The organism is Actinomadura sp. DC4, from assembly GCF_030406325.1.
In the GTDB taxonomy this organism is placed as follows: domain Bacteria; phylum Actinomycetota; class Actinomycetes; order Streptosporangiales; family Streptosporangiaceae; genus Actinoallomurus.
Window position 1 is genome coordinate 125,149 of sequence record NZ_JAUEQY010000017.1, and the last position, 17,248, is coordinate 142,396.

Consider the following 17,248-nt stretch of genomic DNA (forward strand, 5'->3'; position numbering starts at 1 on the left):
AAAATCGGCGCGCTTGTGTGCTATTGCTTATCGTGACGATTTAATAGCATCCAGTAAATGGCCTGCGGCATTATGGCATTCAGCCATGAAGTGCTGATTAAGTCGCTCTAAAGCCGGGACCATAAAGCTTTCCCGACTGTCGTCCATTGTCGCCGCCTTGCCAATTTCGGGTACGCTGGTGACATATTCGGACCCGCGCTTGAAAGGGCGGTATTCCCGAGATGATGACGCATACCCTGCACGGAACTTCATGCTGACCGATCCGTCCGGACCTGCTGGTGTCGTCGTCCCGTGGGCGATCTCGGCGGCGGACGCCCCTGCTCTGCGCCGCCGGGCGAGGCAGCTGCACGCGTACCTCGGCGAGCGTCCCGGCCTCGACGCCGCCGACGTCGCCGCCGCGCTGGCGCCGACCGCCGGTCACGAGCGGCGCGCCGTGGTCGTCGGCGACCGTGACCGGCTGCTCGGCGGGCTCGCCGCGCTCGCCGGCGGCACGGACGCGGCCGGCCTCGTGCACGGCGGGGCGGCCGATGAGCGGCCCGAGGGCGGGCTCGCCTTCGTCTTCCCCGGTCAGGGCGGGCAATGGCCCGGGATGGCGGCCGGCCTGCTCGACACCTCCCCGGTCTTCGCCGCGCGCATGCGCGCGTGCGCCGACGCCCTGGCCGAACACGTCGGCTGGTCGCCGATCGACGTCGTGCGCGGCCTGCCCGGCACGCCCGACCCCGCCGCGGCCGACGTCGTCCAGCCCGTGCTGTTCGCCGTCATGGTGTCCCTGGCGGCGCTGTGGGAGGCGCACGGCGTCGTCCCGGACGCCGTCGTCGGGCACAGCATGGGCGAGATCGCCGCCGCGTACGTCGCGGGCGCGCTCTCGCTGGAGGACGCGACGCGGGTGAGCGTCGTGTGGAGCCGCGCGCAGGCCAAGCTCGCCGGCCGCGGCGAGATGGCCCTGGTCGCGCTGCCCGCGCCCCGCATGTGGGCGCGGCTCGCCCGCTGGGGTGAGCGGATCGTGCTCGCCGGCGTGAACGGGCCCACGTCCGTGGTCATCTCCGGCGACCGGGACGCCGTCGCGGAGGAGTGCGCCGCTCTTGAGGCCGGTGGCGTGTCCGCCCGGATCATCCCGGTCGGCCTCGCCGCGCACGCCCCGCACATCGACGAGGTCCTCGACGAGATCCGCCGCGGCGTGGCGCCCGTCACGGCGCGCACGCCGCGCATTCCGATCTACTCCGGCCACGCCGGCGGGCTGCTCACCGGCGCCACCGACGCCGGCTTCTGGTGCGGCGCCCTGCGCGAGATCGTCCTGTTCGACCCGGCCGTCCGCGCCCTGCTGGACGACGGGCACCGCACGTTCGTCGAGGTCGGACCGCACCCGGTGCTGACGGCGAGCATCGAGGAGACCGCCGGCGACCACGACGTCGACCGCGTCTTCGTGACCGGCACGCTGCGCCGCGCCGCAGGCGACCTGGCCCGGTTCTACCGCCAGGCCGCCGAGCTGTCCGTACGCGGCCTGGACGTCGACTGGCGGCCCGCGTACGCGTCCGGGCGTCCCGTGGACCTGCCCGCCGAGCCCGCGCCCGGTGAGGACGCCGGCGAGGAGGGCGAGGGCCCGGTGCGGCGCCTGTCCGGGCTGCCGGCGGCCGAGCGCCACGCGACGCTGCTGGCCCTCGTCCGCGAGGAGGCCGCGATCGTCTCGGGCCGGTCCGGCGACGGCGGCCTGGACGACCGGCGCGCCCTGCGCGAGCTCGGCTTCGACTCCGCCGCAGCGGTCGAGCTGCGCAACCGGCTGCGTACGGCGACGGGGCTGTCCCTGCCGACCTCGCTCGTCTTCGACCATCCCACGCTCGCCGGGCTCGCCGCGTACGTGGGCGAGGAGCTGGCCGGCGGCCACGCCGTGGCCGAGGAGCACGAGTCCCGCGCCGCCGAGGACGATCCGCTGGCGATCGTCGGCATGGCCTGCCGCTATCCGGGCGGCGCCGACTCGCCCGAGGACCTGTGGCGGCTGGTGGACGAGGGCATCGACGCCGTCGGAACGTTCCCGGCCGACCGCGGCTGGGACCTCGACGGCCTTTACAGCCCCGACCCCGAGCGCCCCGGCACCACCTACGCCTCCTCCGGCGGCTTCCGTTATGACGCCGCCGGGTTCGACGCCGAGTTCTTCGGCATCCCGCCGCGCGAGGCGCTCGCCATGGACCCCCAGCAGCGGCTGCTGCTGGAGGTCGCGTGGGAGGCGCTGGAGCGGGCCGGCATCGACCCGGACACGCTGCGCGGCACCCGTACGGGCGTGTTCGCGGGCGTGATGGCCCAGGAGTACGGCCCGCGGATGCACGAGGGCACCGGCGACGTCGAGGGGTACCTGCTGACCGGCGGCACGGCCAGCGTCGCCTCCGGCCGGATCGCCTACACCCTCGGCCTGGAGGGCCCCGCCGTCTCGGTCGATACGGCCTGCTCGTCCTCGCTGGTGGCGCTGCACACGGCCGCGCAGTCGCTGCGTCGCGGCGAGTGCTCGCTCGCGCTCGTCGCCGGCGTCACGGTCATGGCCACGCCCGGTCTGTTCGTGGAGTTCTCGCGGCTGCGCGGCCTCGCGCCGGACGGGCGGTGCAAGTCGTTCGCGGCGGCCGCCGACGGTACGGGCTGGGGCGAGGGCGGGGGCGTGCTCGTCCTCGAGCGGCTGTCGGACGCGCGCCGCGCCGGCCACCCGGTCCTGGCCGTCATCCGCGGCAGCGCGGTGAACCAGGACGGCGCGAGCAACGGCCTGAGCGCGCCGAGCGGCGCCGCCCAGCAGCGGCTCATCCGCCGGGCGCTCGCCACCTCCGGCCTGCGCGCCGCCGACGTGGACGTGCTGGAGGCGCACGGCACCGGGACGACCCTGGGCGACCCGATCGAGGCCGAGGCTGTGCTCGCCACGTACGGGCAGGACCGCGCCCGGCCGCTGCTCCTCGGGTCGGTCAAGTCGAACATCGGCCACACCCAGGCCGCCGCCGGCATGGCCGGTGTGATCAAGATGGTGCTCGCGCTGCGGCACGAGTCGGTGCCGCGGACGCTGCACGTGGACGAGCCGTCGCCGCACGTCGACTGGGACTCCGGCGCGGTGGCGCTCGTACGCGAACCGGTCCCGTGGCCGCGGGGCGAGCGCGTCCGCCGGGCGGGAGTGTCCTCGTTCGGCATCAGCGGCACGAACGCGCACGTGATCCTGGAGGAGGCACCCGCGGAGGCCGCCGCCGGGCCGGCCGGCGAGGCGCCGCCGGTGCTGCCGTGGGTGCTGACCGCCCGGTCCGAACCCGCATTGCGCGCCCAGGCCGGGCGCCTGGCCGCGAGCGTCTCGGCGGCCGACCCCGCCGACGTCGGCTTCTCGCTGGCCACGACGCGCTCGGCGCTGGCGCACCGCGCCGTGGTGATCGGCGCCGGCCGTGTCGGGCTGCTGCGCGGCCTGGACGCCGCCGCCTCCGGAGCCGAGGCCCCGTGCGTCGTGCGCGGCGTCGCCGCCGACCCCGGCCGGGTCGCGTTCGTCTTCCCGGGCCAGGGGTCGCAGTGGCCGGGGATGGCGGCGGGCCTGCTGGCCGAGTCCCCGGTGTTCCGCGCGCGGCTCGCCGAGTGCGACGCGGCGCTGGCCCCCCACACCGGCTGGTCCCTGGAGGCCGTCGTACGCGGCGGCGCGGACGCGCCGGACCTGGGCCGGGTGGACGTCGTGCAGCCCGCGCTGTTCGGCGTGATGGTCGCCCTCGCCGGGCTCTGGCAGTCGATGGGCGTACGGCCCGGCGCCGTCGCCGGGCATTCGCAGGGGGAGATCGCGGCGGCGTGCGTCGCCGAAATCCTGTCGCTGCAGGACGCGGCGCGGGTCGTTTCGCTGCGCGCGCGGGCGCTGCGGGAGCTTGCCGGGTCCGGGGCGATGGCCTCGGTGCTGGCGCCCGCCGGCCGGGTCGCGGCGATGCTGGTCCCCGGCGGGGACCTTACGGTCGCGGCGGTCAACGGGCCGGCGAGCACGGTCGTGTCCGGGCCACCGGACGCCGTGGCCGCGCTGGTCGCCGCGTGTGAGGCGGACGGCCTGCGCGCCCGGCTGATCCCGGTCGACTACGCCTCGCACAACGCGCAGGTGGACTCGCTGCGCGAGTCCCTGCTCGCCGAGCTGGGCGAGGTGCGGCCCGGTCCGGGCACCGCCGACCTGTACTCCTCGGTGACCGGCGAGCGCCTGGACCCCGCGGAGCTGGACGCCGCGTACTGGTTCCGCAACCTGCGTGAGCCGGTGCGCTTCGAGGACGCCACGCGCGCCCTGCTCGCCGACGGGTACGGCGCGTTCGTCGAGTGCGCCCCGCACCCCGTCCTGTCCTCGGCCGTCGCGGACACCGCCGAGGACCGGCCCGGCCGTGCGCCGCTGGTCGTGGGCTCGCTGCGCCGCGGCGAGGGCGGCCTGGAGCGGTTCCTCACCTCGGCCGCCGAGGCGTTCGCGGGCGGCGTCGCGGTGGAGTGGTCCTTCGGTTCCGGACGCCGCCGGGTCGGCCTGCCGACCTATCCGTTCCAGCACCGGCACTACTGGCTGGCCACGCCCGAGACGGCCGCGGACGCCGCCGGTCTCGGCGGTCTGGGCGGTCTGGGCTTTGGCCACGCCGGGCACCCGCTCCTGGGCGCCGCGGTGGAGCTCGCCGACGGCACCGGCCGGCTGTTCACCGCCGAGCTGTCACGCGAGCGGCAGCCCTGGCTCGCCGACCACGCGGTCCTCGGCACGGCCATCGTGCCGGGGGCGGCGTTCGCCGACCTGTTCGCGTGGGCCGGCGGGCGGATCGGCCGCCCGCACGTCGCCGAGCTGGTCATCCTGGCGCCGCTCGTGCTCCCGGAGGAGGGCGCGGTCACCCTGCAGCTCCGGGTCCGGGAGACCGGCACCGCCGACGTGTACGCCCGTGGCGCCGCCGGCTGGAACCACCACGCCACCGCGACCCTCGCCTCCGAGGGCCCCGCCCCGGCCGCCGCGCCGTTGACCTGGCCGCCGGCCGGCGCGGAGCCGGTGGACCTGGACGGCGTGTACGACCGGCTGGCCGACGCGGGCTACGGCTACGGGCCCGCGTTCCGCGGCCTGCGTGCCGTCTGGCGGCTCGGCGCGGAGGTCTTCGCCGAGGTCGCGCTGCCCGGCGAGGCCGGCGTCTCGGGGCACGCGGTGCATCCGGCACTGCTGGACGCGGCGCTGCACCCGGTGGCGGCCGGTCTCCTGGGCGACGTCCCGGCCGGGTCGGTGCCGTTCTCCTGGACCGGGGTGTCGGCGGGCCCGGGCGCCTCCGACGCGCTGCGCGTCCGGCTCACGCCGGGCGCGGACGGCGCCGTGACGGTCGCCGCCTGCGACGCCGCCGGGACGCCCGTCGTCTCCGTGGCCGGGCTCGTCTTCCGGCCGATCGACCCCGAACGCCTCGGCGCGGCACGTGTCGCGGCGGGCGGCGGCGGCCTGCTGCACGTCGAGTGGTCGCCCGCGCCGGCCGCGACCGCCGTGTCCGGCCGCCCCGGCGTCGAGGACGGCCTCGTCGTCCTCGGCGAGGGCGCGGTGCCCGACCTGGCCGCGCTCGTGGCCGCCGTCGACGCCGGCGCTCCGGTGCCGGCCGCCGTCGTGGCGCGCGCGCCATCCGGCGAGGACGGCCCGGCAGGGGCGCACGCCGGGGTGCGGTGGCTGCTCGGCCTGCTGCGCGAATGGTTCGCCGAGGAGCGGCTCGCCGCGTCGCGCCTGGTCGTGGTGGCCCGTGGCGCCATCGCCGCGATCGAGGGGGAGACGTCGTCGCCGGCCGCCGCCGCGCTGTGCGGCCTGGTCCGGGTGGCCGCGGCCGAGCATCCGGGCGGGTTCCTGCTGGCCGACCTCGACGAGGCCGAGGAGTCGTGGGAGGCGCTGCGGTCCGCCGCCGCGTACGGCGAGCCGCAGCTCGCGATCCGCGGCGGGCGGATCCTGCGGCCCCGCCTGGTCCGCGCGGCCGACGCGGAGAGCGCTCCGGCGGCCATCGGCGGGACGGTCCTGGTCACCGGCGGCACCGGCGCCCTGGGCGCGGAGGTCGCCGCCCACCTGGCCGAACGCCACGGCGTCCGCCACCTGCTGCTGCTGAGCCGCCAGGGGCCGGCCGCCGAGGGCGCCGGCAAGCTCACGACCCGTATCGCCGAGCTCGGCGCGGAGGCGACCGTCCTCGCGTGCGACACCACGGACCGCGCGGCCCTCGCGCGCGCCCTCGCCCAGGTCCCGCAGGAGCACCCTCTGACGGGGGTCGTCCACTCGGCCGGCGTCCTGGACGACGGCGCCCTCGACGCGCTCACCCCCGGACGCTTCGCCGAGGTCATGCGCGTCAAGGCCGACGCCGCGTGGCACCTGCACGAGCTGACCCGGGGGAAGGACCTGGCGATGTTCGTGCTGTTCTCCTCGGCCGCCGGGCTGCTCGGCAACCCCGGGCAGGCCAACTACGCGGCCGGCTGCGCATTCACCGACGCGCTCGCCGAGCACCGCCGCGCGCTGGGCCTGCCCGCCACCTCGATCGCCTGGGGCCTGTGGGAGACGCCGACCGGGCTGACCGCCCGCCTCGGTGAGCCGGACCTGGCGCGGATGCGGCGGCGTCTCGGCCTGGCCGCGATGACCTCCGCGGACGGCCTGGCGATGTTCGACGCCGCGGTCGGCTCGGACCGGGCGGTGTCGATGGCCGCCCGCCTGGACCAGACGGCGCTGCGCACGAGCACGGACCTGCCCGCGCTCCTGTCCGGGCTCACCCCGGCGCGCGGCGGCCCGGAGCCGGTCGCGCCGCCGGACCTGCCCGGACGGCTCGCCGTCATGGCTCCGGATGAGGCGGAGGACGCCCTGCGCGACCTGGTGTGCGCGCACGCCGCCACGGTGCTCGGCTACGCGCGGCCGCAGGCGGTCGACCCCGACCGCGCCTTCTCCGAGCTCGGTTTCGACTCGCTGACCGCCGTGGAGCTGCGCAACCGGCTGAGCGCCGCCACCGGCGTACGGCTGTCGGCGACGCTCGCCTTCGACCACCCGACTCCGGCGGCGCTCGCCGTGCACCTGCGCGACCGGCTCGTCGTCGAGCGGGACGCCGCCGCGCCGATCCTCGGCGAGCTCGACCGGCTCTCGGACACGGTGTTCGCGGCCGGGGTCGACGACGAGGGCAGGGCGGCCATCAGCGAGCGCCTCACGCGCCTGCTGCGCGACCTGGACGGCCGGGGCGGCGACGGGAGCGTGGCCGGAGAGCTGCACGAGGCCAGCGACGACGAGGTCTTCGACTTCATCGGCCGCGAGTTCGGGATCTCGTGACGTACACGACGGGGAGTTGAGGATCGATGGCGGACGAGGAAAAGATCCGTTATTTCCTCAAGCGGGTGACGGCCGAGCTGCACGAGACCCGGCAACGGCTGCGCGAGCGCGAGGAACGCGACGGCGAGCCGATCGCGATCGTGGGCATGGCGTGCCGGTTCCCCGGCGGCGCCGACTCCCCGGCGGCGCTGTGGCGGCTGGTGGAGTCGGGCGCGGACGCGATCGGCGGGTTCCCGGCCGACCGGGGCTGGGACTCCGGCCTGTACGACCCCGACCCCGACGCGGCGGGCCACACTTACGCGCGCGGCGGCGGCTTCCTGTACGACGCGGCCGCGTTCGACGCGGAGTTCTTCGGGGTCGCGCCGCGCGAGGCCCTGGCGATGGACCCGCAGCAGCGGCTACTGCTGGAGACCTCCTGGGAGGCGCTGGAGTCGGCCGGTGTCCCGGTCGAGTCGCTGCGCGGCAGCCGTACGGGCGTGTTCGCGGGCGTGATGTACCACGACTACGCCGGGGGCGGCGACGTGCCCGGCGACGTCGAGGGCTATCTGGGCACCGGAGGCGCGGGGAGCGTGGTCTCCGGCCGGGTCGCCTACACCTTCGGCCTGGAGGGTCCCGCCGTCACGGTCGACACGGCGTGCTCGTCGTCGCTGGTGGCGCTGCACCTGGCGGCGCAGTCGCTGCGGCGCGGCGAGTGCACGATGGCGCTCGCGGGCGGCGTGACCGTGATGGCGACGCCCGGCGTCTTCGTCACCGCGGCGAGGCAGCGGGGCATCGCCGCCGACGGCCGCTGCAAGGCCTTCTCCGCGCGGGCGGACGGCGCGGGCTGGGCCGAGGGCGTGGGCGTGCTCGTCGTCGAGCGGCTGTCGGACGCGCGGCGGCTCGGTCACCGGGTGCTGGCGCTGCTGCGCGGCTCGGCGGTGAACCAGGACGGCGCGAGCAACGGCCTGGCCGCCCCCAACGGCCCTTCGCAGGAGCGGGTCATCCGGGCCGCGCTCGCCTCCGGCGGCCTGGAGGCCGCGGACGTGGACGTGGTGGAGGCGCACGGCACCGGGACCGCGCTCGGCGACCCGATCGAGGCCGGCGCGCTGCTCGCGACGTACGGGCAGGGCCGCGACCGCCCGCTGCTGCTGGGCAGCCTCAAGTCCAACATCGGGCACACGCAGGCCGCCGCCGGGGTCGCGGGCGTGATCAAGATGGTGCAGGCGCTGCGGCACGGCACGGTGCCCCGCACCCTGCACGCCGCCGAGCCCTCCCCGCACATCGACTGGAGCGCCGGCGCGGTCGAGCTCGTCACCGAGCCGGTGACCTGGCCCGAGACCGGCCGCCCGCGCCGCGCGGGGGTGTCCTCGTTCGGGGCCAGCGGCACGAACGCACACGTGATCATCGAGGAGGCCGGACCCGCGGCCGAGGAGGAGACGGGCGGGACCCCGGCCGCCGTGGTCCCGTGGGTGCTGTCGGCGGGCGACGGCGCGGCGCTGACGGCGCTCGCGCGGCGCCTGCGGGACGCGCTGCCCGAGGACGCGGACGCCGGCGACGTCGGCCGGTCGCTCACGGCGAGGCGGTCCGTCCTCCCGTACCGCGCGGTCGTGCTCGCCGGCGACGGCGAGGGGCTGCGCGGTGGCCTGGCGGCCCTCGCCGAGGGCGCCGGCGACCCGCGCGTCGTCCGCGCCGCCCGCCCGGCCGGGCGGGTCCGCCGCACGGTCTTCGTCTTCCCCGGCCAGGGGTCGCAGTGGGCGGGCATGGCCGCCGGGCTGCTGGAGTCGAGCGCGGTCTTCCGCGCCCGGATGGAGGAGTGCGAGGCCGCCCTCGCACGGACCGTGGACTGGTCCCTGCGCGAGGTGATCGCCGGCACGCCGGGCGCGCCCGGCCTCGACCGCGTCGACGTCGTGCAGCCGGCGCTGTTCGCGGTCATGGTCTCGCTCGCGGCCGTGTGGGAGTCCCTCGGCGTCGTCCCGGACGCGGTCACCGGCCACTCCCAGGGCGAGATCGCCGCCGCCTGCGTGGCCAGGGCGCTGTCGCTGGAGGACGCCGCACGGATCGTCGCCGTACGCTCCCGCGCGCTGCGCGCGCTGTCGGGGTCGGGCGCGATGGCCTCGGTGATGGCCGCGCCGGAGGCCGTACGCGAGCGGCTGGCCGGTCATGAGGGCCGACTGGAGATCGCCGCTATCAACGGGCCGGCGACGGTCGTGGTCTCCGGCGAGCCCGGCGCGGTCGACGCGCTCGTGGCCGCGTGCGAGGCCGACGGCGTACGCGCCCGGCGGGTCGCGGTCGACTACGCCTCGCACTGCGCGCACGTGGAGCCGCTCCGCGAGCGGCTGCTGGACGACCTCGGCGAGGTGACGCCGCTGCCGGGCCGCACCGCGTTCTACTCGACCGTCACCGGCGCGCGGATCGACCGCGCCGATCTCGGCGCGGAGTACTGGTACCGCAACCTGCGCGAGCCGGTCCGCTTCGAGGACGCCACCCGCGCGCTACTGGCCGACGGGCACGCCGCGTTCATAGAGTGCAGCCCGCACCCGGTCCTGGTCGCCGCCGTCGCCGAGACCGCCGACCGGACCGCCGACGCCGCGCCGCCCGCGGTCGTGGCCTCGCTGCGCCGCGACGAGGGCGGCCTGGCGCGCCTGGTCACCTCGGTGGCCGAGGCGTTCACGGCCGGCGTCGCCGTCGACTGGACGCCGCTGCTCGGCACGGGCGGCCGGCGGGTCGAGCTGCCCGCCTACCCGTTCCAGCGCCGCGACTACTGGCTGCCGCCCGCCCGCCGCGCCGCCGCCGCACCGGCTGATGAGTCCTTCTGGGAGACCGTCGCGTCCGGCGACCCGGACCGGCTGGCCTCGGCCCTGTCCCTCGACGCCGAGGCCGTGGCGCCGGTCCTGCCCGCGCTGGCCTCCTGGCGGCGGCGCCGCGACGAGCGGGCCGGCCTTTCACGGCTGCGCTACCGCGTCGAGTGGCGCCCCGTCCGTACCGCGTCCCGCGGCCCGGCCGGCACCTGGGTGATCGTCGCCGGCGCGCGGGAGGAGGAGACCGCCGCGTGGTGCGCCGGGGCCCTGGCCCGGCACGGCGCCGCCGGTGTCGTCACGGACCCGGCCGGGCTGCCGGCCGCCCTCGCCGAGAGGCCGGCCGGCGTGATCGGTCTCCTCGGCCTGGACGAGAGGCCCCACCCGGAGTACCCGGCGCTGACCCGCGGCCTCGCGGACTCCCTCGCCCTGGCCCGTACGGTCGCCGGGGCCGGGGTCCCGCTGTGGTCGCTGACCCGCGGCGCGGTCGCGGCGGCCCCCGGCGAGGAGCCCCCGAACCCGGCCCAGGCCCAGATCTGGGCGCTCGGCCGCGTCTTCGCCCTCGAACACCCCGCGGACTGGGGCGGCCTGGCCGACCTGCCCCCGCTCCTGGACGAGGCCGCCGCCGGCCGGCTCGCCGCCGCGCTCGCCGGGACCGAGGACCAGGTCGCGCTGCGCCCCGCGGGCATGCTGGCCCGCCGCCTGGTGCCCGACGGCGAACGGCCCGCGCCGCCGGAGCGAAGGCTCCGCGGCACCGTCCTGGTCACCGGCGGCACCGGCGCCCTCGGGCGGCGCGTCGCGCGCCGCCTGGCCGACGCGGGCGCCGAGCACCTGCTGCTGCTCGGGCGCCGTGGCGCCGACGCGCCCGGAGCCCGCGAGCTCGCCGCCGAGCTGACCGGACGCGGGACCGGGGTCACACTCGCCGCCTGCGACGTGTCGGACCGCACGGCGCTGGCCGGGGTGCTCGCCGACGTGCCGCCCGAACGGCCCGTCACCGCCGTCTTCCACCTGGCCATGGCGGTCCGGCTGACCCCGATCGCCGACTCCACCCTCGGCGAGTACGCCGAGGCGTGCGGCGCGAAGGCCCTCGGCGCGGCCAACCTCGACGCCCTGCTCGCCGGCGCCGACCTCGACGCGTTCGTGCTGTTCTCCTCGATCGCGGGCGTCTGGGGCGTCGCCGACCACGGCGCGTACGCCGCCGCGAACGCCTATCTCGACGCCCTCGCCGAGCGCCGCCGCGCCCAGGGCCGGCCCGCGACCTCGATCGCGTGGGGCGTGTGGGACGCCTTCGAGGAGGACGGTGCCCCGGTCGACGTGGACCTGCTGAAGCGCCGCGGCCTGCCGCTGATGAACCCCGAGCTGGGGCTGGCCGCGCTCGATGACGCGCTCGCGCGCGACGACACGTTCGTCGCCGTGGCCGACGTCGACTGGGACCGGTTCCTGCCGGTGTTCGCCTCGGCCCGGCCGCGGCCCCTGTTCGACGAGCTCCCGCAGGCCGCGCGGCCGGCCGAACGCGAGGCGGACCCGGCCGGGCCCTCCTCGCCGTGGGCGGCCCGGCTCGCCGGGATGCCCGCCGACCGGCAGGGCCGCGAGCTGCGCGCGATGGTCGCCGCGCGCGCCGCCGCCGTGCTCGGGCACACCGACCCCGCCCGTATCGACCCCGACCGGCCCTTCACCGACTTCGGCTTCGACTCGGTCACCGCCGTCGAGCTGCGCAACCGGATCGCCGACGAGGCCGGCGTACGCGTCCCGGCCACGCTCGTCTTCGACCACCCCACACCGCGCGCCGTCGCCGCGTACCTGCGGACCCTCCTGCTGCCCGAGCCCGCCACGGCCGCCGTCGCCGAGGCGCGCACCGCGAGCGACGAGCCGATCGCCATCGTCGGCATGGGCTGCCGCTACCCGGGCGGCGCCGACTCGCCGGAGGCCCTGTGGCGGATCGTCGAGAACGGCGTCGACGCCGTCGGCGGCTTCCCCGAGGACCGCGGCTGGGCGGCCGAGGGCCGCTATGACCCCGACCCGGCCCGCGCGGGCACCTCCTACGTCCGCGAGGGCGGGTTCCTGCACGAGGCCGCGGAGTTCGACCCGGAGTTCTTCGGCATCTCACCACGTGAGGCCCTGGCGATGGACCCGCAGCAGCGCCTGCTGCTGGAGACCTCCTGGGAGGCCCTCGACCACGGCGGCCTCGACGCGAACGCCCTGCGCGGCAGCGTCACCGGCGTGTTCGTCGGCTGCCAGGCCCAGCCGTACGGCCCGGCCGCCGGCACCGCGCCGCCGGGCGTGGAGGGCCACGTCATCACCGGTTCCTCAACGAGCGTCGCCTCCGGGCGGATCGCCTACACCCTCGGCCTGGAGGGCCCGGCCATCACGGTCGACACGGCGTGCTCGTCCTCGCTGGTCGCCCTGCACCTGGCGAGCCAGGCGCTGCGCCGGGGCGAGTGCGCGATGGCCCTCGCGGGCGGCGTGATGGTGCTGGCCACGCACGGGCCGTTCGTGGAGTTCTCCCGGCAGCGGGTGCTCGCCCCGGACGGCCGCTGCAAGGCGTTCTCCGCCTCGGCCGACGGCATGGGCCTGGCCGAGGGCGCCGGGATGCTCGTGCTCGAACGCCTCTCCGACGCTCGGAGCAACGGTCACCGCGTCCTGGCCGTCATCCGCGGCTCGGCGGTGAACCAGGACGGCGCGAGCAACGGCCTGACCGCCCCGAACGGCCCGTCGCAGGAACGCGTGATCCGCGCCGCGCTCGCCGCCGCCGGGCTGGGCCCGGGCGAGGTCGACGCGGTCGAGGCGCATGGCACCGGCACCGCGCTCGGCGACCCCATCGAGGCGCAGGCGCTGTCGGCGGCGTACGGCCGGGACCGCGAGCGTCCCCTGCTGCTCGGCTCGGTCAAGTCCAACATCGGGCACAGCACGGCCGCCGCCGGCGTCGCGGGCGTGATCAAGATGGTGCAGGCGATGCGGCACGGGGTCCTGCCCAGGACCCTTCACGTGGAGGAGCCCTCCCCGCACGTCGACTGGAGCGCGGGAGACGTCGAGCTGCTCACCGAGGCCCGCCCCTGGCCCGAGGTGGACCGGCCCTGGCGCGCGGGGGTGTCCTCGTTCGGCATCAGCGGCACCAACGCGCATCTCCTCCTCGAACAGGTCCCGCGCGCCGACGAGCCGCCGCCGGCTGCCGGCGGCACGGCGCCCTGGGTGGTCTCCGGCGCCGACGCGGCCGGTCTCGCCGCCCAGGCGGAACGGCTGCTCGGTTTCGCCCGCGAGAGCGGCGCCGGCGCCGTGGACGTCGGCCGCGCGCTCTCCGCCCGTACCGGGCTGGCCCACCGCGCCGTGGTCGTCGGCGACCGGGAGGGCCTGCTCGCCGGGCTGTCGGCGCTGGCGGCGGGGGAGCGGGCCGACGGGCTGGTGCGCGGCGTCGCCGCTCCGGCCGGCCCGGTCGCCCTGCTGTTCTCCGGCCAGGGCGCGCAGCGGCCCGGGATGGGCCGCGAGCTGGCCGCCGCGTACCCGGTGTTCGCTGCGGCGCTGGAGGAGGTCTGCGGGCACTTCGGCGGGCGTCTGGACCGGCCGCTGCGCGACGTGCTGTTCGCCGGGGACGGCGGCGCGCTGGACCGTACCGACTTCACCCAGGCCGGATTGTTCGCGTTCGAGGTGGCGCTGCTGCGCCTGGCCGAGTCGTTCGGCCTGCGCCCGGCGCTGCTGGCCGGCCACTCGATCGGGGAGATCACCGCCGCGTACGCCGCGGGCGTGTGGTCGCTGGAGGACGCGGTCGCGCTGGTCGCGGCGCGCGGCACGCTCATGGCCGCGCTGCCCGAGGCCGGCGCGATGCTCGCCGTGAACCTGCCCGAGGACCGGGTGCGCGCCGCACTGGGCGGCGACGTCGCGATCGCGGCGGTCAACGGCCCGGACGCGACGGTCGTCTCCGGTGAGACCGGCGCCGTGCTCGCCCTCGCGGAGCGCTGGCGCGAGGAGGGCGTGCGGACGCGGCGGCTGCGGGTGAGCCACGCGTTCCACTCGCCGCTGATGGAGCCCATGGTGGAGGAGTTCCGCCGCGTCGCCCAGAGCCTGTCGTACGCGCCGCCGGGCCTGCCGGTCGTCTCGAACGTCACCGGCGAGGTCGTCGGCGGCCGATTCTGTGACCCGGAGTACTGGGTGGAGCACGTACGCCGCCCGGTCCGCTTCGCCGACGGCGTCGCCGCGCTGCGCGAGCAGGGCGCGGCGGCGTACCTGGAGATCGGGCCGGACGCGGTGCTCACGCCGATGGCCGCGGCGTGCCTGGACGCGGAGGAGACCGCGCCGGTGGTCGCGGCGCTGCAGCGGCGTGACCGTCCCGAGGCGGCGGCGTTCCTGCTCGGCCTCGGCCGGGCGCACGTGCGCGGCGTCCCGGTGGACTGGACGCCGGCCCTGCCCGGCCCGTACCGCGAGGTGGAGCCGCCGGCGCAGGCCTTCCGGCGGCGCAGGTTCTGGCTGCCGCCGGGCAGCCCCGGCGGCGACGTCGCCGGGGCGGGACTGAGCGCGGCGGATCATCCGCTGCTCGGCGCGGCCGTGGGCCTGGCCGACGGGAGCGGCTGGGTGTTCACCGGGCGGCTCACGCTCTCCGGCCGGCCCTGGCTCGCCGACCACGCCGTCTTCGGCCGGGTGCTGCTGCCCGGCACCGCCTTCGTGGAGCTGGCCGCGCACGCCGGCGAACAGGCCGGCTGCGGCCGGGTCGAGGAGCTCGTCCTGGAGGCGCCGCTGGTGCTGCCGGAGCGGGGCGGCGTGAACGTCCAGGTCGTCGTCCAGGGCTCCGGGGACGGTCACACCGTCGCGGTGTACGCGCGCGCCGAGGACACCGAGCCGTGGCGGCGGCACGCGACCGGCACCCTGCGCCCCGCCGCCGCTCCCGCTGCGTGGCCGGAGACGGCCTGGCCGCCGCCCGGCGCGGACCCGGTCGATCTGGAGGGCTTCTACGAGCGGACCGCGGGTGAGGGCTACGCGTACGGCCCGGCGTTCGCCGGGCTGCGCGCGGTGTGGCGGCGCGGCGAGGAGGTCTTCGCCGAGGTCGCCCTGGACGATGAGCGGCGCGCCGACGCGGGCCGGTACGGCCTCCACCCGGCGCTGTTCGACGCGGCGCTGCACGCGGTGCTGGCCTCCGGCGCGGGCGAGGGCCGGGGCTTCCTCCCGTTCTCCTGGACCGGCGTGCAGGTGCACGCGGTCGGCGCGGCGGCGCTGCGCGTGCGGCTGCGCGCCGAGGCGGACGGGATCGCGATCGAGGCCGCCGACACCGAGGGGACCCCGGTGCTGTCGGTCGGCCGCCTGCTCGGCCGCCCCGCGACGCCGCCCCGGGAAGGCGGCGCGGCGCGCCCGCGCGACCTGTACGCCCTGGACTGGACGCCCGCCCCGGCAGGAACGCCCGGGACCTGGGCGATTCTCGGCGACACGCCCCTGTCCGGTGGCTCCGGCGTCGCGCGCTTCGCCGGCCTCGAGGCGCTGGACGCAGGCGCGCCGGTGCCCGGCACCGTGGTCGTGGCCGTCCGTACCGGCGGGGACGCGCCGCTGCCGGAGCGGCTGGACGCCGTGGCCGGCGCGACGCTCGCGCTCGTACAGGACTGGCTCGCCGCCGACCGCCCGGCCGGTTCACGCCTGGCCGTCGTGACCTCCCGCGCCGTGCCTCTGGGCGCCGAGCCCGATCCGGTCGCGGCGGCGGTCTGGGGACTCGTGCGCAGCGCGCAGAACGAGAATCCCGGCCGGCTGCTGCTGGCCGACCTGCCCGGCGAGGACCTCGACGCGGCCGGCCTGTCCGCCGCGCTGGGCGCCGGGGAGCCGCAGGTGGCGGTACGCGACGGCCGGGCCCTCGTGCCGCGGCTGGTGCGGGCGCCGGCCGGGGAACCTGCGGCCGGGCCCGTGTTCGGCCCGGACGGCGTCGTCCTGGTCACCGGCGGCACGGGCGCGCTCGGCGGCCGGGTCGCCCGTCATCTGGCCGGGCGGCACGGCGTCCGGCGGCTGGTGCTCGCGTCGCGGCGCGGCGAGGACACCAAGGAGGCCGTGGCGCTGCGCGACGCCCTGGCCGGGGACGGCGTGGAGGTGCTCGTCCGTGCGTGCGACGTGAGCGACCGGGCGCAGGTCGAGGAGCTACTCGGCGAGGCGCGGTCGCTCGGCCCGCTGACCGGCGTCGTGCACTGCGCCGGCGTGCTCGACGACGGCCTGGTCGGCTCGCTGGACGCCGGCCGGGTGCGCGGCGTGCTGGGCCCGAAGGCGGTGGGCGCCTGGCACCTGCACGAGCTGACCGCCGGCGACGCGCTGTCGGCGTTCGTGGTGTTCTCCTCGGCCTCGGGCGTGTTCGGCAACCCTGGGCAGGCCGGCTACGCGGCGGCCAACGCGTTCACCGACGCCCTCGCGGCGTACCGTACGGGCCGCGGGCTGCCCGGTCTGTCGCTGGCCTGGGGGATCTGGGACCAGGGCGAGGACCCTGCCGGCAACGGGGCGGGCGGCATGAGCCGGCGGCTCACCGACGCCGACCGGGCCCGCGCCGCGCGTTACGGCATCGCTCCGTTGCCGGCCGGCGACGCGCTCGCGCTGTTCGACGCCGCCCTGACCGCCGGGCCCGCGGTGCTGTTGCCGATCCGGCTGGACCTGGCGGCGCTGCGCGCCCGTACCGGGCACGTGACGCCGCTGCTCGGCGCGTTCGCCGGCGCGCCCGGCCGCCGGGTGGCCGCCGGCGGACGCGGCGACCTCGCCGGGCGCCTCGCCGTGCTTCCCGCCGGGAACGCCGCGCAGGAGCTGCTGGACCTCGTACGGGCCGAGGTCGCGGCGGCGCTGGGGCACTCCGGCGCCGCGGCGGTCCACGCGGACCGGGCCTTCGGCGACCTGGGCTTCGACTCGCTCACCGCGGTGGAGTTCCGCAACCGGCTCACCGAGGCGACCGGCGTACGGCTGCCCGCGTCGCTGATCTTCGACCATCCCACGCCGGCCGCGCTCGCGGCCTTCCTCCAGGGCCGGCTGGCGCCGCCCGCGGAGGAGGCCCCGGTGGAGGTGACGCTGGACCGGCTGGAGTCCGCGCTCGCGTCCGTGGCCGGCGACCGGCGTACGGCCGTCGCCGAGCGGCTGCGGGCGATGGCGAACGCGCTCGGGCCCGCCGGGGGCGGCGGGGACCGGGCGGCGCTGGCCGCCCAGGTCGACGCAGCGAGCGCCGACGAGGTGCTCGCGCTCATCGATCGCGAGTTCGGCGCCTCCTGACCGGCACCCT

2 protein-coding genes are annotated in these 17,248 nt (G+C 77.6%); both read left to right on the top strand.

What is annotated here, in order from left to right; translation table 11 throughout:
* Positions 1 to 250 precede the first annotated feature (250 nt).
* Positions 251 to 7,258, top strand: coding sequence for a type I polyketide synthase (locus QWU11_RS26970; RefSeq protein WP_290117218.1), 7,008 nt, complete (start codon positions 251 to 253; stop codon positions 7,256 to 7,258).
* 26 nt (positions 7,259 to 7,284) lie between these two features.
* Positions 7,285 to 17,238 (top strand): type I polyketide synthase, encoded by a 9,954-nt coding sequence (locus QWU11_RS26975; protein WP_290117219.1) that lies wholly within the window; start codon positions 7,285 to 7,287, stop codon positions 17,236 to 17,238.
* Positions 17,239 to 17,248: the final 10 nt, after the last annotated feature.

Excerpts from the sequence above, each read along its gene's own strand:
- QWU11_RS26975 (WP_290117219.1), top strand. The coding sequence starts at position 7,285 with ATGGCGGACGAGGAAAAGATCCGTTATTTCCTCAAGCGGGTGACGGCC.
- QWU11_RS26970 (WP_290117218.1), top strand. The coding sequence starts at position 251 with ATGCTGACCGATCCGTCCGGACCTGCTGGTGTCGTCGTCCCGTGGGCG.